This is a genomic window from Candidatus Pelagibacter sp. HIMB1517 (genome assembly GCF_052047895.1).
Lineage (GTDB): Bacteria > Pseudomonadota > Alphaproteobacteria > Pelagibacterales > Pelagibacteraceae > HIMB114.
In genome coordinates, this window is the sequence record NZ_JBNAIW010000004.1 from 20,320 (window position 1) to 41,882 (window position 21,563).

General features: G+C 32.4%; 15 protein-coding genes, 2 tRNA genes and 2 rRNA genes. 4 read left to right on the top strand and 15 right to left on the bottom strand.

What is annotated here, in order from left to right:
• Nucleotide 1: 1 nt before the first annotated feature.
• On the top strand, nucleotides 2-874 hold the full coding sequence (locus ACTTAT_RS02450; protein WP_440679482.1) for a hypothetical protein: 873 nt from the start codon (nucleotides 2-4) through the stop codon (nucleotides 872-874).
• Here ACTTAT_RS02450 and ACTTAT_RS02455 read toward each other — a convergent pair.
• The 5 genes from ACTTAT_RS02455 to ACTTAT_RS02475 form a co-directional block, all read right to left on the bottom strand.
• Complete coding sequence (locus ACTTAT_RS02455; protein ID WP_440679483.1) at nucleotides 868-2,793, bottom strand: acyltransferase family protein; 1,926 nt, start codon at nucleotides 2,791-2,793, stop codon at nucleotides 868-870. The genes ACTTAT_RS02450 and ACTTAT_RS02455 overlap by 7 nt on opposite strands.
• Nucleotides 2,794-3,288: 495 nt before the next feature.
• Nucleotides 3,289-6,039, bottom strand: a 23S ribosomal RNA gene (locus ACTTAT_RS02460).
• 133 nt (nucleotides 6,040-6,172) lie between these two features.
• Nucleotides 6,173-6,248: transfer RNA gene (locus ACTTAT_RS02465), tRNA-Ala, on the bottom strand.
• 8 nt (nucleotides 6,249-6,256) lie between these two features.
• A tRNA-Ile gene (locus ACTTAT_RS02470) sits at nucleotides 6,257-6,333 on the bottom strand.
• A gap of 105 nt (nucleotides 6,334-6,438) precedes the next feature.
• Nucleotides 6,439-7,924, bottom strand: a 16S ribosomal RNA gene (locus ACTTAT_RS02475).
• Together the 16S and 23S rRNA genes with 2 tRNA genes alongside form the textbook arrangement of a ribosomal RNA operon.
• A gap of 396 nt (nucleotides 7,925-8,320) precedes the next feature.
• Between ACTTAT_RS02475 and ACTTAT_RS02480 the strand changes: the two genes are divergently transcribed.
• Nucleotides 8,321-9,592 carry a M23 family metallopeptidase gene (locus ACTTAT_RS02480; RefSeq protein WP_440679484.1) on the top strand — a complete coding sequence of 424 codons (1,272 nt, stop codon included), beginning with the start codon at nucleotides 8,321-8,323 and terminating at the stop codon, nucleotides 9,590-9,592.
• Here the strand turns inward: ACTTAT_RS02480 and ACTTAT_RS02485 are convergent.
• The 5 genes from ACTTAT_RS02485 to ACTTAT_RS02505 form a co-directional block, all read right to left on the bottom strand.
• A complete protein-coding gene (locus tag ACTTAT_RS02485) occupies nucleotides 9,589-10,011 on the bottom strand; it encodes a DUF4167 domain-containing protein (RefSeq protein ID WP_440679485.1) in 423 nt (140 codons plus the stop codon). The two genes, ACTTAT_RS02480 and ACTTAT_RS02485, sit on opposite strands and share 4 nt — an antisense overlap.
• An 87-nt stretch (nucleotides 10,012-10,098) precedes the next feature.
• On the bottom strand, nucleotides 10,099-10,953 hold the full coding sequence (prmC, locus tag ACTTAT_RS02490; protein ID WP_440679486.1) for a peptide chain release factor N(5)-glutamine methyltransferase: 855 nt from the start codon (nucleotides 10,951-10,953) through the stop codon (nucleotides 10,099-10,101).
• 5 nt (nucleotides 10,954-10,958) lie between these two features.
• Nucleotides 10,959-12,026, bottom strand: a complete 1,068-nt coding sequence (prfA, locus tag ACTTAT_RS02495; protein ID WP_440679487.1) for a peptide chain release factor 1 — start codon at nucleotides 12,024-12,026, stop codon at nucleotides 10,959-10,961.
• Nucleotides 12,013-13,128, bottom strand: coding sequence for a flavodoxin-dependent (E)-4-hydroxy-3-methylbut-2-enyl-diphosphate synthase (ispG, locus tag ACTTAT_RS02500; protein WP_440679488.1), 1,116 nt, complete (start codon nucleotides 13,126-13,128; stop codon nucleotides 12,013-12,015). The genes prfA and ispG overlap by 14 nt, the downstream gene beginning before the upstream one ends.
• Nucleotides 13,129-13,136: 8 nt before the next feature.
• The gene (locus ACTTAT_RS02505) at nucleotides 13,137-14,354 is read right to left on the bottom strand and encodes an aspartate kinase (RefSeq protein WP_440679489.1); all 1,218 of its coding nucleotides are present in this window, start codon (nucleotides 14,352-14,354) and stop codon (nucleotides 13,137-13,139) included.
• Nucleotides 14,355-14,422: 68 nt separating this feature from the next.
• Between ACTTAT_RS02505 and ubiG the strand changes: the two genes are divergently transcribed.
• Nucleotides 14,423-15,154, top strand: coding sequence for a bifunctional 2-polyprenyl-6-hydroxyphenol methylase/3-demethylubiquinol 3-O-methyltransferase UbiG (gene ubiG / locus ACTTAT_RS02510; RefSeq protein WP_440679490.1), 732 nt, complete (start codon nucleotides 14,423-14,425; stop codon nucleotides 15,152-15,154).
• On the opposite strand, the gene ACTTAT_RS02515 is transcribed toward ubiG, so the two are convergent.
• Genes ACTTAT_RS02515 through argJ form a run of 4 tightly spaced genes read right to left on the bottom strand, consistent with a single transcriptional unit; the run spans nucleotide 15,151 to nucleotide 17,810 of the window.
• The gene (locus ACTTAT_RS02515; RefSeq protein ID WP_440679491.1) at nucleotides 15,151-15,573 is read right to left on the bottom strand and encodes a DUF1178 family protein; all 423 of its coding nucleotides are present in this window, start codon (nucleotides 15,571-15,573) and stop codon (nucleotides 15,151-15,153) included. The two genes, ubiG and ACTTAT_RS02515, sit on opposite strands and share 4 nt — an antisense overlap.
• A gap of 42 nt (nucleotides 15,574-15,615) precedes the next feature.
• The gene (locus ACTTAT_RS02520; protein WP_440679493.1) at nucleotides 15,616-16,143 is read right to left on the bottom strand and encodes a DUF3833 domain-containing protein; all 528 of its coding nucleotides are present in this window, start codon (nucleotides 16,141-16,143) and stop codon (nucleotides 15,616-15,618) included.
• Nucleotides 16,140-16,547: an NUDIX domain-containing protein gene (locus ACTTAT_RS02525; RefSeq protein WP_440679494.1), complete on the bottom strand. Its 408-nt coding sequence runs from the start codon at nucleotides 16,545-16,547 to the stop codon at nucleotides 16,140-16,142. Before ACTTAT_RS02525 ends, ACTTAT_RS02520 begins: the two co-directional genes overlap by 4 nt.
• The gene (gene argJ / locus ACTTAT_RS02530; protein ID WP_440679495.1) at nucleotides 16,548-17,810 is read right to left on the bottom strand and encodes a bifunctional glutamate N-acetyltransferase/amino-acid acetyltransferase ArgJ; all 1,263 of its coding nucleotides are present in this window, start codon (nucleotides 17,808-17,810) and stop codon (nucleotides 16,548-16,550) included.
• Between the two features lie 76 nt (nucleotides 17,811-17,886).
• Here argJ and secA point away from each other — a divergent pair, with 76 nt between their 5' ends.
• On the top strand, nucleotides 17,887-20,478 hold the full coding sequence (gene secA, locus ACTTAT_RS02535; protein WP_440679496.1) for a preprotein translocase subunit SecA: 2,592 nt from the start codon (nucleotides 17,887-17,889) through the stop codon (nucleotides 20,476-20,478).
• Here secA and ACTTAT_RS02540 read toward each other — a convergent pair.
• Nucleotides 20,470-21,561 carry an acetyl-CoA carboxylase carboxyltransferase subunit alpha gene (locus tag ACTTAT_RS02540; RefSeq protein ID WP_440679497.1) on the bottom strand — a complete coding sequence of 364 codons (1,092 nt, stop codon included), beginning with the start codon at nucleotides 21,559-21,561 and terminating at the stop codon, nucleotides 20,470-20,472. The genes secA and ACTTAT_RS02540 overlap by 9 nt on opposite strands.
• Nucleotides 21,562-21,563: the final 2 nt, after the last annotated feature.

Below are 21,563 nucleotides of genomic sequence, written 5' to 3' on the forward strand. Positions count from 1 at the left end.
AATGTATTTAATAAAAAAAAAAATTTATTCAGCAATTAATAAGGCCTTTAATTTAAAAGAGTATTTAAAACTTAAAAAAAAAAAACAGGCTCTTTTAAATAACTACTCTTCGGAGGTAATTGATAAAAAAAAAGGATTTAAATTTTTGGAAGACATAAAACTTAATAGTCAATTAAGAGATGAACTTTTAAGTTATATTGAAAAGAAAAATATAGAATTACAAAAAGATAAGAGTAAAAAAAAATTTTTAATTAATATATTAGATCAAAATGAAATAAATGAACTTCCTAATCTAATAAAGTTTGTACTTTCAAATCAAATATTGAAGCTTACTTGTGATTATTTAAATGAGGTACCTTTTTTAGCTAATGTGTTTTTAACAATAAGCCCTCCAAATAAAACATTAGAGTCAAGTCAGCTATATCACTTGGATACTGAGGCAGAAAAAAATATTAAATTTTTTTTCTTGTTAAATGATGTAGATGATAAAAATGGGCCATTTACTTTTATTGACAAAGTCAATTCCAAAAAAATTATTAAACTTACTAAATATGATGGTACACGATTAGATGATCAAAAAATACATCTTAGAAACAAAGATTATAAATCTCTTGAAAATGTTTTTGTTGGAAAGTCTGGATCAGGGTTAGCTATTGATACGGCAAATTGCCTACATTATGGATCAAGAAATATGTCAGAAAAAAGAATAGTATTAATAATATACTTCACGACTCATTTCACTAGTCATTATTATTCTCATAATTTTTATAAAAAAATTGATACATCTGAATTAACTGAAATCCAAAAAAATTCTATCAATCATTTTAAAAAAGAAATATTTACAGACAAAAACTTTTTTAAATTTAATCACTGAAAAATCTTAGCTATAAATGGAGAGTTAATTAATATTTTCCTAGTAAAATATGTCTCTCCAAAACTTGACCAATGATCAAAATCTGAAAATGTGAATTTTTTTTCAACAAAAAAATCTTTATCTAATTCAAAATCATACAAATCTATTAATGAAACATAATTAATAGAGGAATTTTTCAAGATATTGTATATTTCCTTATCAACAAAATTTATATTATAATTTACAAAATTTTTATATTTCTTAAAATTTTTAGTAAAAGTATAATCAATTAAAATATTTGGTTCTATTCTAGGTCCCAACCAAACAATTTTTTTTGAATCAATTTTGTTTAAATAATCTAACGCTTTCAAAATATCATTTCTTTTAATAGGTAGAGATTTATTGCCATATAAAAAAAAACTACCTGCCTGATGATAAATTATCGTATCGATCTTATCTTTGTTGGAATTTATAAAATTCTTAATATTATCAAAATCACATCCTTCATAACCTAGAGGTCTCGGATTATGAAGCCTGCATCGACCTCTGGAAATACTTACAATAAAAAAATCCTCAGATGTTAGTTTTGTAATACCGTTATAAAAGTCCATTTGATGACTATCTCCAAATAAGAAAATTGCTTTTTTATTAAGTTTTATAAAACAATTATTAAATCTTTTTTTAAAGTCATTATTTAACTTTTTGTACCAAAACTTACATTTATGATTATCAAACATATTATTATAGCCATTATCTAATTTTGCGAGTTGTGTTTGTTTATAAATAATTTTTTGATTTTTATCTAATTTAGAAATAAAATTCTTTTTATTATCTTCAAGTGAAAAATTTAAACTTAAAATTAATGCTAAATAAATTGCGATAAAAATAAATATAAATCTAAAAAAATTTTTTGACTCAATTTTTTTGAAGTTTCGAAAAGGTTTCTCAATATATTTCCAAGTTAGTATTGAAATAAAAAAAACTAAAGTAAAAATAAGCAAATAATCGATTTTAGAAGAAATTGAGAAAATTATTTTATAAAAATTTAATATTGGAATATGCCACAAATATAAACCATATGAAATAAGACCAATAAATACTAATAGCTTATTTGATAAAACTTTATAAATGTACGTATTCATGTCACAAAAAAGTATAACAATTACACATCCAGTAATTGGTAAAATTGAAATTAAACCAGGTGATAAAGTGTCTTCAGTAAAAAGAAAAATTGATAAAATAATAATAAAAAAACCAAATAGAGAGAGGTAATTTTTATAATTATTATTTATATTTTTTAAATTATAAAAGTTATAGATTAGCGCTGATAAAACTCCAAAACAAATTTCAAAAGTTCTAAACGGTAAAAGATAAAAATTTGCGCTTGGGTGAAAACGTGAAGTATAGACAGAAATAGATAAGCCTGCCAATATTACTATTACAATTAAAAATAAAATTCTTTTTTGAAAAAAATTAAAAAAAAATAAAAATAAAAGAGGGAACAGAATATAAAATTGCTCTTCAATTGATAAACTCCAAGTGTGAAATAAAGGATTGAGCTCAGTTCCAATTTCAAAATAGCCACTTAGTTTCCAAAAATAAAAATTTGAGAATAAAAATGTTGAAGATAAAGATGAGTCAATAATTTCAAGGAAGTAATCTGGTGAATATAAAGTTTTAGAAACAACAGTAGTTATAATAATTACAAAAAATAAAAGGGGTAAAATTCTTCTTGCTCTTCTTTCATAAAAATTTTTTAGTGAGAATTTTTTTTCATTTATATCCTTTAAAACAAGCGAACAAATAAGATAGCCTGATATGACAAAAAAAATATCAACTCCAATATAACCTCCATTAAAATAAGGAAAATTAAAATGATAAAAAATAACAGGTAAAATACAAATTGCTCTCAGTCCGTCAATTTCTATTCTGTACAACATGAATAAATCTATTAAAATTATTGTCTATTTAATAATTTAAAATGTAAATAATTTACACTAACTTCAGCTGATCTGCATAAATTTTTTGTGTAATTTTTTTTTAAAAATTTTGAAAATTTGCTTTTACTCCCGGACATCTAATGCTTTATAGTCATGTGATATTATACACTCACATTTAGTAATCACTAAAAAAATAGATTAAAACTGAAATCATTGAAGAATATCAATCCGTATTTAAATAAATAAGTGAATATTTTTAATATTTGTTGTTGTGGAAAAAATACTCTTTGAGATTATTAAAATGTTTTTTTATTCCACTGGCTTGTTTTTATTAGCTTTTTCCAAAATTACATCTGTTAACTAACTTAGTGTGGGTCAGATTTCCTTATAGATATCGTGTTTATTGGGTAGACCTTCGAATAAGTTAAAAATTACTTAATTTTCAAAAAAAAATTTTAGTTTTGTATTCTCATAATAAAAAATTTTTTCAGTGCATAAATCAAGCCAATTGGGTTATTAGTACTGGTCAGCTGCACGCATTACTGCGCTTCCACATCCAGCCTATCAACCTGGTAGTCTACCAGGACCCTAAAGGAAGAACTTGTTTTGAGGCGAGTTTCCCGCTTAGATGCTTTCAGCGGTTATCTCTTCCGTACATAGCTACCCGGCACTGCAGCTGGCGCTACAACCGGTCCACCAGTGGTACGTTCACCCCGGTCCTCTCGTACTAGGGGCAACTCCTCTCAATTCTTCTACACCCATGGCAGATAGGGACCGAACTGTCTCACGACGTTCTGAACCCAACTCACGTACCACTTTAATTGGCGAACAGCCAAACCCTTGGGACCTGCTCCAGCCCCAGGATGTGATGAGTCGACATCGAGGTGCCAAACACCCTCGTCGATATGAACTCTTGGAGGGTATCAGCCTGTTATCCCCGGCGTACCTTTTATCCGTTGAGCGATGGCCCTTCCATTCAGAACCACCGGATCACTATGACCGTCTTTCGACTCTGCTCGACTTGTCAGTCTCGCAGTCAGGCAGGCTTATGCCATTGCACTCAACGATCGATTTCTGACCGATCTGAGCCTACCTTCGCACGCCTCCGTTACTCTTTGGGAGGCGACCGCCCCAGTCAAACTACCCACCATACAGTGTCTTGCAGCCGGATGACGGCTTGCAGTTAGATATCAAAAATAACAAAAGAGGTATTTCACTGATGACTCCATTCTAGCTGGCGCCAGAACTTCAAAGTCTCCCTCCTATGCTACATATGTCATTTCTAATACCAATGTAAAGTTGTAGTAAAGGTGCACGGGGTCTTTCCGTCTAACCACGGGAACTCCGCATCTTCACGGAGAATTCAATTTCGCTGAGTTGATGTTGGAGACAGTGGAGAAATCGTTACGCCATTCATGCAGGTCGGAACTTACCCGACAAGGAATTTCGCTACCTTAGGACCGTTATAGTTACGGCCGCCGTTCACTGGGGCTTCGGTTCAATGCTTGCACATCTTGCCTTAACCTTCCAGCACCGGGCAGGCGTCAGCCCCTATACATCCACTTACGTGTTAGCAGAGACCTGTGTTTTTGATAAACAGTCGCTTCTCCCTAGCTTGTGCCGCCCAAATCTAGTTGCCTAAACATGGGCCTTCCTTATTCCGAAGTTACGGAAGCAATTTGCCGAGTTCCTTCAACATCATTCTCTCAAGCGCCTAGGTATACTCTACCGGTACACGTGTGTCCGTTTCGGGTACGGTCTAATGGTGGAGCTATTTCCTGGGACTCATTCACGGCAACTCCAATCCAATAAGGAGTTACAATTTACTGAATCCGTCACTACCACCTGGTTCAGGAATATTTACCTGATTCCCATCGACTACGGCTTTCGCCCTCGCCTTAGGGGCCGACTAACCCTGCGAAGATTAGCTTTACGCAGGAACCCTTGTACTCTCGGCGACAGAGTCTTTCACTCTGTTTGTCGCTACTCATGTCAGCATTCGCACTTCTGATACCTCCAAAAGCCCTCACGGGTCTTTCTTCAACGGCTTACAGAACGTTCCGCTACCAGATATAAAGTCCGAAGACTTTATAAATTCACAACTTCGGTACGTAATTTTAGCCCCGTTACATCTTCGGCGCAAAGTCTCTTAATTAGACCGGTGAGCTGTTACGCTATCTTTAAAGGATGGCTGCTTCTAAGCCAACCTCCCGGCTGTTTTGGAGTCTTCACATCCTTTCACACTTAATTACGATTTCGGGACCTTAGTTGGTGATCTGGGTTGTTTCCCTCTCGACTACGGACGTTAGCATTCGCAGTCTGTCTGCTGAGGAACAAATAAGAGTATTCGGAGTTTTATTAGGGTTGGTAAGAATTTCTTCCCCCTAGCCTATTTAGTGCTCTACCCCTCTTATTCTATAACTCAACGCACTACCTAAATAGTTTTCGCGGAAAACCAGCTATCTCCGATTTTGGTTGGCCTTTCACCCCTAGACACAAGTCATCCCAAGCCATTTCAACGGCAACGGGTTCGGTCCTCCAGTAAGTGTTACCTTACCTTCAACCTGCTCATATCTAGATCAATCGGTTTCGGGTTGTAATTCATGCAACTAACGCCCTATTAAGACTCGCTTTCGCTTGGCCTACACCTAACGGCTTAAGCTTGCTACATAAATTAAGTCACTGACCCATTATACAAAAGGTACGTCATCACTCACAAGGAGCTCTGACTGATTGTAAGCATTCAATTTCAGATTCTATTTCACTCCCCTAATAGGGGTTCTTTTCACCTTTCCCTCACGGTACTAGTTCACTATCGGTCACTGAAGAGTATTTAGGCTTAGAGGATGGTCCCCCTATCTTCAAGCAAGATTTCTCGTGTCCCGCTTTACTCGTGTGCTAATTATGTTTTTACCCATACAGGACTATCACCTTCTATGGTTAGCCTTTCCAGACTATTTTGGTTATTCATAATAAGCCGCTGGCCTATTCCGCGTTCGCTCGCCACTACTGACGGAATCTCAATTGATTTCTTTTCCTCCGGGTACTTAGATGTTTCAGTTCTCCGGGTTGCCTCTTTAAACCTATGTATTCAGTTCAAAGTAACTCATAAGAGTTGGGTTTTCCCATTCGGAAATTTTCGGATCAAAGTTTTCATACAACTCCCCGAAACTTATCGCAGTATAACACGTCCTTCGTCGACTTTCAGTGCCAAGGCATCCATTAAATGCTCTTAAACGCTTGATATATGCACAGAAAAAATTTTTCTGTTCATTGAATTTTTGAAAAAATAATTTCTTAAAAATAAATTTCTAAAAAATTAAGGATAAAAAAATTAAGATTATTCGTATTTACAATTTTAAAAGAGTGTCTCTAGGTTTGGTGGAGGATAGCGGGATCGAACCGCTGACCTCCTGAATGCAAATCAGGCGCTCTCCCAGCTGAGCTAATCCCCCAGAAAAAATGGTGGGCCGAGAAAGACTTGAACTTTCGACCCCACCCTTATCAAGGGTGTGCTCTAACCAACTGAGCTACCGGCCCGCATTATTGAGCTCATTACAAACACCAGAGTTAGAAGAGAAACGAGGACGGTCAACTTATCGATGTTAAGTGAGAACTTAAAAACAAGTTTTAAGTTATCCTTAGAAAGGAGGTAATCCAGCCGCAGGTTCCCCTACGGCTACCTTGTTACGACTTCACCCCAGTCGCCGATCATACCGTGGTCACGCACTTCCCGAGGGTTAGTGACATGCCTTAAGGTAAAACCAACTTCCATGGTGTGACGGGCGGTGTGTACAAGACCCGGGAACGTATTCACCGCTCCGCGCTGATGAGCGATTACTAGCGATTCCAGCTTCATGCACTCGAGTTGCAGAGTGCAATCCGAACTGAGGCAGGTTTTTGAGTTTAGCTTAACGTCGCCGTTTAGCATCTCATTGTCACTGCCATTGTAGCACGTGTGTAGCCCAACACGTAAGGGCCATGAGGACTTGACGTCATCCCAACCTTCCTCCTGCTTATCACAGGCAGTCCTACTAGAGTGCCCAGCTTAACCTGATGGCAACTAGAAGTAGGGGTTGCGCTCGTTGCGGGACTTAACCCAACATCTCACGACACGAGCTGACGACAGCCATGCAGCACCTGTGTTCTGTCCGGCCGAACCGAAGGAATCCATCTCTGGAATCCGCGACAGACATGTCAAGTGTTGGTAAGGTTCTGCGCGTAGCTTCGAATTAAACCACATGCTCCACCGCTTGTGCGGGTCCCCGTCAATTCATTTGAGTTTTAACCTTGCGGTCGTACTCCCCAGGCGGATTGTTTAACGCGTTAGCTGTGATACTGAAAATAAATTTCCAACATCTAACAATCATCGTTTACGGTATGGACTACGAGGGTATCTAATCCTCTTCGCTACCCATACTTTCGCACCTCAGCGTCAGTGTTATCCCAGAAAGCCGCCTTCGCAACTGGTGTTCTACATAATATCTACGAATTTCACCTCTACACTATGTATTCCGCTTTCCTCTGATAAACTCTAGCTAAATAGTTTTAATTGCAATTCCAAAGTTGAGCTTTGGGCTTTCACAATTAACTTACTTAACCGCCTACGCGCGCTTTACGCCCAGTAATTCCGAATTACGCTAGGTCCCTTCGTATTACCGCGGCTGCTGGCACGAAGTTAGCCGGACCTTATTCTTCGGGTACAGTCATTATCTTTCCCGACAAAAGAGCTTTACAACCCAAGGGCCTTCTTCACTCACGCGGCATCGCTGCATCAGAGTTTCCTCCATTGTGCAAGATTCCCCACTGCTGCCTCCCGTAGGAGTCTGGGCCGTGTCTCAGTCCCAGTGTGGCTGATCATCCTCTCAAATCAGCTATAGATCGTAGCCTTGGTAAGCTTTTACCTTACCAACAAGCTAATCTAGTGCGGGCTCATCTTTCGGCGATAAATCTTTCTCCGTAAGGACTTATCCGGTATTAGCACAGGTTTCCCCATGTTGTTCCGAACCAAAAGGCAGATTCCCACATGTTACGCACCCGTCTGCCGCTAGGTACAAGTACCTCGCTCGACTTGCATGTGTTAGGCGTGCCGCCAGCGTACATTCTGAGCCATGATCAAACTCTCAAGTTTAATAACGGCGTACACAAGCTTTGTGTATTAAATACACCACTCGTACAAATTACTATTTGTATAAGTTTATTATAAGCGTGTACGACAAATTTTTTTTGACAAATATAACCGTCCACGCTTCTCTTCTATAATTTACGTTTTTAAAGAGCTCAACAAAACTGTGAAAAATCTCTTAACCGGTAAAAGATTTTTTTCAGTTTTATTTAAAATTATTAGCTAAACACCTGAATAATTTAAATTATTCGGCGCTAGGAAGCTGCGTAATATATGAAAACTAACCTAAGTCAAGCAGTCATAATTAACAAAAAAACGTTGATTTATAAGGGTTTTTTGACAACATTTTTCTTTAAAATCAACTCATAGTAGATAAATAATACAAACTAACTTTTTAAAAATATGGTTCAGAATCTTAACAAAAAAAACTTAAAATTCATTGTTTCTGGATTAATTTTTTTAATCATCTCAGTTTTTTTTTTTTTAAATCAAAATTATTACAACAAAAATAAAGAAATAAAAAATTATACAGAATTCAAAAATGAATTAACAAATTTTCATTCATTAATAAAAGATAAAATTCAAAACCAACATAATAAAAAAACTATTGGTATCAAAAAAGGGCAAAGTCTTAATTCAATACTGAGTGAAGCAGGCGCTTCCCAAAAAGAAATTTTTAATATTTCTAAAATTTTAAGGCAATACATCAGCCTGAAAAAAATTAATGCTAATCAAATTTTTCAGGTTTTAACTAATAAAGATAATGGCGAAATTATTAGACTTACTGTCAATCTAGATAACATAAATTCTTTACATATTTTTAAAAAGGATAACAAATTTGTAGCTAATAAAATTGAAAAAGTTCTCTATAAAAAAACTGTTCTTGGTGAGGGATTAATTAAATCAAGTTTATTCCAAGCCGCTCAAAAAGAAAATATTGATGCTGAAGTTGTGGTAGATTTTGCAAGAATATTTGGTTTTGAAATTGATTTTCAAAGAGACATTAGAAAAAATGATATCTTTCAAATTGTTTATGACAAATATGTAGATGACGATGGAGAGCTTCAAAAAAATGGTGAAATTATTTATGCTTATATGAAAAATAGAGGAAGAGAAATTGCGCTTTATCGCTTTGTAGATCAAAAAGGTATTCCCGGGTATTATCAAACAAATGGAAAAAGTATCGAGAAAGCTTTAATGAAAACCCCTATCAACGGTGCTCGATTATCTTCTACTTACGGCATGAGGAAGCATCCAATCCTTGGTTATAATAAAATGCATAGAGGAACAGATTTTGCCGCTCCAAAAGGAACTCCTATCATGGCATCAGGTTCGGGAATAATTGAAGTGGCAAAATGGAATGGTGCATATGGTAAGTATATAAGGATAAGGCATAACTCAAAATATAAAACTGCATATGCTCATCTAAATGGATACGCGAGAGGAATTAAACGAGGAGCAAAAGTTAGACAAGGGCAAATAATTGGTTATGTCGGTAGCACAGGAAGGTCGACTGGTCCTCATTTACATTATGAAGTTTTAGTAAATGGAAAAAGAAGAAACTCACAAAGACTCAAACTACCTTCAGGTAGAACTTTGAGAGGTGAAGATAGAGAAAAATTTGAAATCTCTAGAATTAAAATTGATGTAATGAGATCTAATTTAGTAAATTAACTATTGTCTGCTTTTGCAACAATCGTATCACTATTTTCAATTTCAGAATTTTTTTCTTCAGTATTTTCTGAATTTTCTTCTTCAATATTATTTTCAGAAGACGCTACATCATCATTAGAATTTTCGTTAGATGTATTTGATAATTCTGAAGGCGGTGGCATCATTCTTGCAAAGTGATCTGCATGTTGAAAATAGTTTTCCGCTAAGATTTTATCACCTGAAGCCAAGGCTTCTGAAGCTAATTTGTTATACTTTTCAAATAATTTTGATGCATTTCCATTGAATCTCACTCTTTGGTGATTAAATGAACGCCCCTGATCATTTAATTTAATAACTTGTGATGGCCTTGAACCATTGTGTCTTCGACCATTTCTTCTATTGTTATTTCGTCCTCTAGGACGTCTATCAAAATTCGCCATTTAGTTGGTTTTTTATAATTTATAATAATTAATTAAAATCTTATTTAAGATATCCCTAATGACCATAAATTTATGTTATTGTAAAGTTTAATTTTTTACCTTTTTAGCTAACAAACACCGTATTTGATTATTAATTAGTTTATACTTAGAGACTACAATAAAACCATTTAAAATTAATAATTTATTAATTTGCATAAACTGATTGTCTCCAATTTCAAAAGCAAAGTAACCATTCAATTTAATATTATTTTTAAATTTTTTTATTATCTCTTTATAAAATCTTAAGCCTTCTTTGTTATCTCCAATTAACGCTTCTTTTGGCTCATATTTTTTTATTCCAGGATCTAAATTAATATAATCAGATAATTTAAGGTATGGCGGATTAGAAATAATTAAATCAAATTTTTTATCAGTTTTGTAAGTAAAAATGTTCTCTCTTAAAAGTTTAATCCTATTTGTAAAATTGTAATTATTTAAATTTGTTTTAGTGTTTAAAATTGCATCTTTTGAAATGTCAATACCAGTGCCTACAGATTTTTTATAATGTTCCAATAAAGATATGCTGATACAGCCTGAACCACATCCAATGTCTAAAAATTTAAGTTTCTTTTTTTTATTTATCTCTTTTGTAACCATTTCAATCAAAACTTCTGTTTCAGGTCTTGGTATTAAGACTTTTTTTGAGACATCTAAATCAAAATTCCAAAAGCTTTTTTGATTTATTATTTTAGATATAGGTTTTTTTGATATTCTTTGATTAATAAAATCTTCAAATTTACCTCTTTCTTCATTATTTAATTCTTCTTCAGTATTTAAAAATAAATCCAATCTATTTTTTTTCTTTAAGACATGCGCCAATAAAATTTCTATATCCAGTTTATATGTTTGAGATGCACTAGATAACAAATTGTATGAATTTTTTAAAACCTGACCGATATTCATTAACTTTAACTTTCCAATTGCTGTTCCTGAAATTGAATTTGTAATGCATCAGAAATTTCTGAAAACACATCACCAGATAAAAAATCAGATAATTTATGAAGTGTTAAATTAATACGATGATCCGTCACCCTACCTTGCGGAAAGTTATAGGTTCTAATTCTTTCAGACCTGTCGCCAGAACCGATTTGTGATTTTCTTGCAGATGACCTTTCTTTTTCTAATTTTGATCGCTCAAGTTCATAAAGTTTTGATCTTAAAATTTTTAATGCTTTAGCTTTATTTTTGTGTTGTGATTTTTCGTCTTGTTGGGAAACAACAATTCCACTTGGGATATGAGTAATTCTTACAGCACTATCAGTTGTATTAACTGATTGTCCACCTGGTCCACTAGACCTAAATACATCAATCCTAAGTTCATTCTCGTCAATTTTTACATCTACATCTTCTGCCTCAGGCAAAACAGCAACTGTTGCTGCAGATGTGTGTACACGTCCTTGCGTTTCTGTTTTTGGAACTCTCTGAACTCGGTGTACACCAGACTCAAATTTTAATTTTGAAAATACATTTTTACCCGTGACTGAAAAAACAACTTCTTTATAGCCTCCAGCATCGCTGTCAGAAATACTAATTATCTCGGTTTTCCAACCGTTGTTTGAGGCTACTTTTTGATACATTTCAAATAAATCTCCAGCGAATAAAGACGCTTCTAAGCCACCAGTTCCAGCACGAATTTCAATAATGGCATTTTTTTCATCAGCTTCATCTTTTGGTAACATGAAAATTTTAATTTTAGTTTCAAGCTCATCTATTTTTTCTTTAATTTCATTTAGCTCTAATTCAGCCATTTCTTTTAACTCTTTATCAGCAGATTTATCTTCTAGGATCTTTTCAGAACCTTCTTTATCCTCAACCATTTTAATATAGTTTTTTACGTCAATAATAATATCTCCAATTGAAGAATATTCTTTTGAATTTTTAACGTAAGTATTTTTATCTATATCAGTCTGAGAGAGTGTTTTTTCTAACGTCTCATATCTAGAAATAATTTCTTTAACTTTATTAATTGGTAACATTTTTACTTTTTCTTATTTCTTCTGCTTTATTCTCAACTAGTTTTACAATATGTTTGACAATATCATCGCTTGGAACTTTGTGATCTTGAAGACCTGAAAGATACACCATGTTATTTCCTTTGCCACCACCGGTTAAACCAATATCTGTTTGTGCAGCTTCGCCTGGGCCATTAACGACACATCCAATAATAGAAAGTGTCATAGGTTCTTTTATATGAGAAAGTTTTTTTTCTAAGATTTCAACGGTTTTAATTACTTCGAAAGCTTGTCTTGCGCATGAAGGGCAAGATATAATTTTTACACCTCTATTTTTTAAACCAAGACTTTTAAGAATTTCTAATCCAGCCTTTACCTCCTCCACGGGGTCTGCAGATAAAGATACTCTTATCGTATCTCCGATACCCTCTAATAATAATAAACCAAGACCAATTGATGATCTAACTGTTCCAGAAAATAAACCTCCAGCTTCTGTAATTCCAAGATGTAAAGGGTAATCACATTCCTTAGCTAACAACCTATAAGACCCCACTGCTAAAAAAATATCTGATGCTTTAACGCTAATTTTAAAGTTCTCAAAATTATTTTCTTCTAGTAAAGCAATATTTTTTTTAGCACTTTCAACTAAAGCCTCGGGACATGGTTCTTTATATTTTTCTAAAATTTCTCTTTCTAACGATCCCCCATTAACTCCTATTCTAATTGAACAATTATAATCTTTAGCAGCTTGAACTACCTCTGCTACTCTATCTTTAGAACCAATATTGCCTGGATTTATTCTTAAGCAACTAGCTCCTGCTTTTGCTGCCTCAATTGCTCTTTGGTAATGGAAATGAATGTCAGCAACAATAGGAACATTAACCTGTTTAACTATTTCCTCTAGCGCTTTTGTAGATTCTTCATCTGGACAAGAAATTCTTACGATATCTGCTCCAGCTTCATGAATTGCATTTACTTGATCAACCGTTTTTGAAACATCAGTAGTTAGTGTATTTGTCATAGATTGAACGGATATTGGATTAGATCCACCAATCTTTACCTCACCAACAGAAATTTCTTTTGATGCTCTTCTTTTAATATCTCTAAATGGTCTTACCGATGTCATTTTTTAATTTAATCTAATTCAAATGCAGAATGCAATGTTTTTACAGCTAGCTCTGTATTTTTATCATCTATTAACACCGAAATTTTAATTTCTGATGTTGAGATTACTAATATGTTTATGTTTTTTGAGGCTAAAGCGTTAAACATCTTAAACGCAACTCCCGGATAAGTTATCATTCCAGCACCAACAATTGATATTTTTGATACTTTATTGTCAGTTGAAAGTTTATCATAACCAATATCAGATTTAAGACCGCCAAGGATAGTCTCAGTTTTTTTTAAATCATCTCTTTTTATAGTAAAAGTGACATCAGTTTTTTGAGTTTCAGCTGAAATATTTTGAACAATCATATCGACTACAATATTCTGATCATTAAGGGGTTTAAATATTGCAGAAGCTACACCAGGCTTATCTTTTACGCCTACCAGAGTCACTTTTGCATCATCTCTGGTATATGCAACACCAGTAATTACTTTGTCATAAGAAATTTTATCTTCAGCTAAAATTTGTGTTCCATCTTTTTCAGGAGCAAATGTAGACTTTACATATATCTCAACATCATTCATCATTGCTTTTTGAACTGAAGAGCTTTGCATTACTTTTGCGCCTAATGTTGCCATCTCTAACATCTCATCATAAGAAATTTTCTCAATTTTTTTTGCTTGATCACAAATATCAGGATTAGTAGTAAAAACTCCTTCAACATCTGTATAAATTTCACATCGTTCTGCATCTAGTGCTTTTGCTAAAGCGACCGCAGATGCGTCTGATCCACCTCTTCCGATTGTTGATATTCTTAATTTTTCAGAAACACCCTGAAAGCCTGGAACAACAACAACGTGATCATTATTTAAATTTTCTAAAATAGGTTTTGAATTTACAGATACAATTCTACTATTTTTATGTTGACCTTCTGTAACTATAGGAATTTGCCAACCCAGCATCGATCTTGCTTTTATACCTTTGTCTATCAAGCAAGCTGATAAAAGTGCTGAAGTTACCTGTTCACCAGATGATAAAAGAACATCATATTCTTCATTAGAGAAATTGCTTGAAATAGCTTTTGATTTGTCAACCAAATCATTCGTAACGCCAGCCATAGCAGATACAATCACAGCTATTTTAAAACCTTCTTTTTTTTTATTTACAATTATATCGGCAACATTTTTAATTCTATCGATATTAGCAACAGAAGTACCGCCAAATTTCATTACGATTGTCGTCATTTTATTATTTAAAATTTGTACTTAAATACTCTTCAGTTATAAATTAAACAATACCAACGACGAAAAATATGCAAACAAAAAACACAGCAAATAAAGAAGAAATAGAAAAGTTTAATAAACTCGCTGAAGAATGGTGGAATCCAAAAGGTAAATTTGCACCATTGCATAAATTTAATCCTGTAAGACAAGAATATTTAGTAAATGAAATATCAAGTCAATTCGCAAAAGACTTAGATCAAAGTAACCCCTTCAATAATTTAGATATACTTGATGTAGGCTGTGGTGGTGGACTTTTATGTGAACCGCTTTGCCGCCTTGGCGCTAATGTTACTGGCATAGATGCTGCAAAAACAAATATTGAAGTAGCCAAAATTCATATGAAACAAAATGATCTAAAAATTAATTATATCAACATTAAGCCTGAAGAAATTATAAATCAAAAGTTTGATGTCATTTTATGTATGGAAATTATTGAACACGTTGAAGATGTAAATTTTTTTATTGAGAGCTGTGTAAACTTGTTAAAACCTAATGGAATTATTTTTTTTGCTACTTTAAATAAAACACTTAAGTCATTTGCCTTGGCTATAGTTGGGGCTGAATATATTTTACGTTGGCTTCCAATTGGAACCCATGATTGGAAAAAATTTATATCACCAAACGATATAGTTAATAAAGTTTCAAAACATCTTCTTACCCATATAGAAACTAAAGGTGTTACCTTTAATCCCTTTAAAAATAAATGGAGTTTAAGTAATGATACTGATGTAAATTATATGTGCTACTTTAAAAAAAATTAATTATTTGCCTTATCAATCCAAGGGACAGTATTTACTTCAATTCCTTCGTCCAAAAGCTCCTCGGTTTGTTCGGGAGTAGCTTTTCCATAAATACTTCTTACATTTTTTTTGTCATAATGAATTGATCTAGCTTCAGATACAAAATTATCTCCAACGTATTCTGCATTTTTTTCAACGTAATCCCTTAGATCTCTTAATTTCTTGTTTACTGTTTTATAAAATTCTTCTTGCTTGTTTTTTTTTGTATCAACTTTTTTAGAAGCAATTTGAGGTGCCATTAATTGTTTAGAAATATTATTTGATTTTCCGCACTGGCAAGAAAGCATTTTTTTCTTTTCTAAGCGTTCATATTCTTTTGAACTTGAAAACCAACTTTCAAATTCTACTCCACATTCACATTTCAAATGATATTTAATCATACAATTAAAGTAATATTGAAAAGTTTTTTTTCAATGTTTAAATTATTTTTTTTCAAAAAATAAAATAACGCGTCCTAAGGTAATCCCAAACTTTTTAACTTTTGCAATATTTATTAAGTAACCATTCTCTTGCAAAAACATCCAGTCGTCAAATTTTACATTTAAAGTACTATTTCCAACTTTTAATTTAAATCCATATTTCCAGTTAAATGCATTTCCACTCACTGAACCACTTGCGGTACCAATAACACCATCAGCATATCCAGAATAATGATTTGGATTATTCTGATCTTTCGTTAATTTCCATTCTCTATAATCCTTGGTTCCATCGTCATAAATAAAATCTTCTTTTAAAATTAAATATTTTCCGTCCCAAGATCCATCAATAAAAACTTTAAAACTTTTTTTTATATTTCCAAAACGATCTTCAAATACACCTCTGGCAATAGTTTTTCCGTTAAAATACTCTTCCAACTTTAAAATAGGTTTTTTATCTTTGTAATCTTCTAGTTTCATATTTGAACAAGCATTAATCAAAAGAAAAATAAAAAGGTAAATAATATTTTTCATATCTCATAATACCCATCTTTTAATCTTTTTAAAATCAATAAACCACCGTCTAAAAACTTTTTAGGATAAGGGCCTTTAATATTTAGCCAAGAAAAATCTTTTGTATCCTTGTTTCTTATTTTTCCGTGCCATTTTTCTATGCAAAAAACACTCATCATGATAAAATTTTTTTTATCATAGGTATGATTGACTAAATCCAAATTAATTAAATCTTTTATTTTAATTCGAATACCCAATTCTTCAAAAAGTTCTCGCTTTATAGCCTCTTCAAAAGTTTCGTTTTTTTCTAATTTTCCTCCAGGAAATTCCCAATAATCACCAAAATATTTTTTTGAAGGTCTTTTTGTAAAAAGAATTTTTTTATTTTTTTTTAGTATACAAACTGAAACAAAAGTAAAATTCACTTAATTTCTATAATCTGCATTTATTGAAATATACTTATGAGTAAGATCGCAAGTATAAGCTGTAAAAGTCGATTTCCCCATACCAAGATCAACCGACACTTTTATTTCACATCCTTTCATATATTTTGAGGCTAAACTTTCTTTATAAGCTTTTGAAATATTTCCAGATTTAAAAATAATTTGATTACCTAATTTTAAATTTATTTTACTAATATTTGTACTGACTTTAGATTTTCCTATAGCCATTAAAATTCTACCCCAGTTTGGATCTTCTCCTGCAATTGCAGTTTTAAACAATTGTGAATTTGCAATCGAAAAAGCTATTTGCTTTGCATCTTTTTTGTTTTGGGCTCCCGTTACATCAATTTCTATTAATTTGCTTGCTCCTTCGCCATCTATTGTAATTTGTTTTGCCAAAGACATCATAACTTCATTTAATTTATTCTCAAAAATTCTATATTCTTTTGATTTTAAATTAGTAATTTTTTTATTTTTTGCTTTTGCAGTAGAAAAAATTAAGACCATATCGTTTGTTGATGTATCCCCGTCAACACTTATTGCATTAAATGTTTTTTCTAAATTATTTTTTAAAGCTACTTTTAATAGCTGATTTGAAATATTTAAATCTGTAAAAATAAAACCAAGCATTGTTGCCATGTTAGGAAATATCATGCCAGAACCCTTTGCTATTCCAGCAATATTTATTTTTTGCTTTTTGATTTTAAATGATTTGCTACTTAACTTTGCTATTGTATCTGTAGTCATTATTGCTTTAGCAGCCTTAATCCAAATATTACTGGATGAAGATTTCATCTTATTTATTAAGTCTGGTATTTTTTTTTCTATCTTTTCAATTGGAAACCTTTCGCCAATAACTCCAGTTGAAGCACAGTAAAACTCTTTGTCTTTCAATTTAATTTGATTGGATATTTTTTTTTGAATTTTTTTTATAGAATTTAAACCTTGTATCCCAGTTAAAGCATTTGCATTTTTTGTATTAACAAATAGAGCTTTAACCTTGTTTGATTTTGACAATTTATTCCATTTAATACATTCTGCAGCAGCTGTAGATTTCGTGAATACGCCTGCATGATTAGCTCCATCTTCAAAATAAAACAAACAAAGATCATTTCTCTTCTTTTTTTTATAAAGATTAGCGCTATTAGTTGATATTTTTAGACCTTTAATGTTTGGAAGGTCTACAAAAAGGCCATCTTTTTTTAGAAAATGACTTTTGAAAAATTTTTTTAATTTTAAATCCATTAGTTTAAAAGTTGATATTTTTAGGGTTTATAAGATACATAAGCAGAATTTACTATTATTAAAAAAGCACTTAACTATGAAACTTAATTTCTTAAATAAATTATTTGGTTCTACAAATGATAGAAAAATAAATGCTTTAAGACCAATTATTGAAAAAATTAATGGTTTAGAAAAAGAAATAGAAAAATTATCCGATAATAATTTTGCTGAAAGAACTAATAATCTTAAAAAAATAGTAAGTGATAATGGAGATTTAGATAAAGTGTTACCTGAAGCTTTTGCTCTAGTCAGAGAAGCAAGCAAAAGGACTATTGGCCAAAGACACTATGATGTTCAGTTAATGGGTGGAATTGTTCTCCATCAAGGGAAAATTTCTGAAATGAAAACTGGTGAAGGTAAAACTTTGGTTGCCACCCTGGCAGCTTATTTAAATGCTTTAACTGACAAAGGCGTTCATATTGTAACTGTGAATGACTACCTTGCTAAAAGAGATTCTGAGTGGATGGGACAAATTTATAAATTTTTAGGTTTAACCGTTGGTTGCTTAACTAATGAAACTCCTGATGAAGATAGAAAAAAAATTTATCAATCAGATATAGTTTATGGAACTAATAACGAATTTGCTTTTGACTACTTAAGAGACAATATGAAACTTTCGTTAGACGAAATGGTTCAAAGAGAGTTTAGCTACTGTATTGTTGACGAGGTTGATAGTATATTAATTGATGAAGCTAGAACTCCACTTATAATATCAGGGCCAACTGAAGACTCATCAACTGAATATTTTTTGTGTAATAAAATTGTAAATGAATTGAGTGAAGATTTTTACCAAAAAGATGAAAAAGATCGAAATATAACTCTAACTGATCTTGGTGTTGATGCAGTTGAAAAAAAATTAGCAAATGCAAATTTGCTTCAAGGCGATAACTTTTACGATCCTAGAAATATTTCACTAGTCCATCATATAAATCAATCCCTTAAAGCAAATAAATTATTTCAAAAAGATAAGGACTACATTGTAAGAGATAATGCTGTTCAAATTATTGATGAATTTACAGGTCGTGTTTTAGATGGAAGAAGATATTCTGATGGTCTTCATCAAGCCATCGAGGCTAAGGAGGGTGTTCCAATACAAAATGAAAATCAAACTTTTGCATCTACGACATACCAAAATTATTTTAGACTTTACAAAAAACTGTCTGGTATGACTGGGACTGCGATGACAGAAGCTCAAGAGTTTTATGATATTTATAAACTTGATGTTGTTGATATGCCGACAAACGTTCCGGTTAAAAGGTTAGATTTAAATGATCAAATTTATAGAACTGAAAAAGAAAAGGTAAATGCAATTATAGAAAATATTAAAGAGGCAAATAAAAATGGCCAGCCTGTTTTAGTTGGAACAACCAGTATTGAAAAATCAGAAGAACTTTCTAACTATTTAAAGAAAAATAATTTAAAACATAATGTTTTAAATGCCAAACAGCACGAAAAAGAAGCTTCAATCATTGCGCAAGCTGGAAGATTAAAAGCAATAACTATTGCAACCAATATGGCTGGGCGTGGTACTGATATTCAGCTTGGTGGTAACTTAGAGCTTAGAAAATTAGAAGCATCTGACAAAGATCAAGAAGAAATTAATTTTAAAGAAGAAAAACAAAAAGTCATGGATGCTGGTGGTCTATTCGTTATAGGAACTGAAAGACACGAAAGTAGAAGAATTGATAATCAATTAAGAGGTCGATCTGGTCGACAAGGTGATAATGGTAAATCTATTTTCTTTTTAAGCTTAGAAGATGATTTAATGAGAATTTTTGGGTCTGAAAGAATTGACTCAATGTTGCAAAAATTAGGCTTTAAAGAAGGCGAAAGTATCGATCACCCTTGGATCAATAAGGCATTAGAAAAAGCTCAGCAAAAAGTTGAGGGTAGAAACTTTGATATTAGAAAATCATTATTACAGTTTGATGATGTTATGAGTGATCAAAGGCGTGTAATTTATGAACAAAGATTAGAGATTCTTAAGACTGAGGATATATACCGTACTACAAATAATTTCTTTGAAGATGTTTCTAACGATATAATTGACTACTCAAAATTACCAGTGGAAAATTTAGATAAAGGAATTCTAAAATCAAGAATTGAAAGAATTTTAGGAGCTAAATTAAATGATACAGATATTGATAACTTCATTCAACTTAATCAGGACGAAAAGATAAATAAGTTAAAAACAAAATTTGAAGACAAAAGGAAAGATAGGATTAGCAAAGTTGGGGATGAGGTAAACAAAGATATTGAAAAGAAAATATTTTTACAAAATTTAGACTTTGAATGGCGTAGTCATCTTCAATATTTAGAACAATTAAGACAAGTTATTGGTCTACGTGGTTATGGTCAAAAAAATCCAATTGACGAGTATAAAAGAGAAAGCTTTAATTTATTTCAACAACTTCTGGAAAAAATAAAGGAAAATATAGTTATCTTTCTATCAAATATTGAAGTTACTATTGCAGAACAAATGCAAAAAGAACTTTCAAAAAATGTTTCAAAAGTCAGTAGACCAGAGGGTTGCTTGCTTGAGAATTCTGATAAGAATAAAATCTCAAGAAATGAAAAATGTCCTGCAACAGGTAAAAAATTTAAATCTTGCTGCGGATCTCTAGTTTAAGAAAAAAAATAGCCCTAATAATGTAGCTATAGATATTAAAAGAGTTATATAAATTGCTTTTTTATTTTTATTAAAATTATCTTTTATCTTTCTGTTACTGAAACCATCAAAAGAAACAATATCGGCTGGTAAATTATTACCAACATTTTTAAACTTCTCTGTTCTTTCATTCATAACTTCATTTGAAGATTTAGATTTGTAATATTGGATATGACTTAAAATTTCTTGCTTTATTTTAGTAGACATTAAATCTGGATTTCTATGAGCTCCACCTTTTGGTTCATTCAAAATACCATCAATAATTTCACATTTATAAAGATCTTGAGCAGTTAAATGCATTGCCTCGGCAGCGTCTTTGGATTTCGTTGCGTCTTTCCATAATATGGATGCGCATCCTTCTGGAGAAATTACGGAGTAAATAGAATGTTCTAACATTAAAACTTTGTTCGACGTTGCCAAAGCTATAGCGCCTCCTGAGCCTCCTTCGCCAATTACGATTGAAATAATTGGAACTTTCAAACCTAAACAACAATTAATTGATTGAGCTATTGCTTCCGCCTGCCCTCTTTCCTCAGCACCCTTTCCCGGGTAAGCACCTGGTGTATCTATAAATGTAACAACAGGAACATTGTAATTTTCAGCCAATTTCATGAGCCTTATACATTTTCTATAACCTTCAGGTCTCATCATTCCAAAATTTCTCTTAATTCTTGACTGAGTGTCATTTCCTTTTTCCTGGCCAATGACCAAAACTGACTCACCGTTTATTTTTGCAAAGCCAGTAATCGCGGCATCATCCTCTCCGAAATTTCTATCACCAGATACTTGCTGAAAGTTCTCAAAAATAGATGAAATATAAAATTCAGCTTTAGGTCTATTTTCATGCCTAGCAATTTTAGTTTTTTTCCAACCATCAAGATTAGAGTATATTTCATCAATTTTTACTTTGATCTTATTTTCTAATTCGTCGATTTGAGAATTATTTACAGACGAAAGGCCTCCCTCTTCATTAAAAGGGTGTTTTAACTCTTCTAAGTTTTTATCAAGTTGTTCAAGATCTTTTTCAAATTCTAAATATTGCATTT

Bases quoted from the DNA above. Each gene is read 5' to 3' on its own strand.
- prmC (WP_440679486.1), bottom strand. From the start codon at position 10,953: ATGAATATCGGTCAGGTTTTAAAAAATTCATACAATTTGTTATCTAGT.
- ispG (WP_440679488.1), bottom strand. From the start codon at position 13,128: ATGACATCGGTAAGACCATTTAGAGATATTAAAAGAAGAGCATCAAAA.
- ACTTAT_RS02520 (WP_440679493.1), bottom strand. From the start codon at position 16,143: ATGAAAAATATTATTTACCTTTTTATTTTTCTTTTGATTAATGCTTGT.
- ACTTAT_RS02540 (WP_440679497.1), bottom strand. From the start codon at position 21,561: ATGCAATATTTAGAATTTGAAAAAGATCTTGAACAACTTGATAAAAAC.
- ACTTAT_RS02455 (WP_440679483.1), bottom strand. From the start codon at position 2,793: ATGTTGTACAGAATAGAAATTGACGGACTGAGAGCAATTTGTATTTTA.
- ACTTAT_RS02505 (WP_440679489.1), bottom strand. From the start codon at position 14,354: ATGACGACAATCGTAATGAAATTTGGCGGTACTTCTGTTGCTAATATC.
- prfA (WP_440679487.1), bottom strand. From the start codon at position 12,026: ATGTTACCAATTAATAAAGTTAAAGAAATTATTTCTAGATATGAGACG.
- argJ (WP_440679495.1), bottom strand. From the start codon at position 17,810: ATGGATTTAAAATTAAAAAAATTTTTCAAAAGTCATTTTCTAAAAAAA.
- ACTTAT_RS02515 (WP_440679491.1), bottom strand. From the start codon at position 15,573: ATGATTAAATATCATTTGAAATGTGAATGTGGAGTAGAATTTGAAAGT.
- ACTTAT_RS02480 (WP_440679484.1), top strand. From the start codon at position 8,321: ATGGTTCAGAATCTTAACAAAAAAAACTTAAAATTCATTGTTTCTGGA.
- ACTTAT_RS02485 (WP_440679485.1), bottom strand. From the start codon at position 10,011: ATGGCGAATTTTGATAGACGTCCTAGAGGACGAAATAACAATAGAAGA.
- ACTTAT_RS02450 (WP_440679482.1), top strand. From the start codon at position 2: ATGTATTTAATAAAAAAAAAAATTTATTCAGCAATTAATAAGGCCTTT.
- secA (WP_440679496.1), top strand. From the start codon at position 17,887: ATGAAACTTAATTTCTTAAATAAATTATTTGGTTCTACAAATGATAGA.
- ubiG (WP_440679490.1), top strand. From the start codon at position 14,423: ATGCAAACAAAAAACACAGCAAATAAAGAAGAAATAGAAAAGTTTAAT.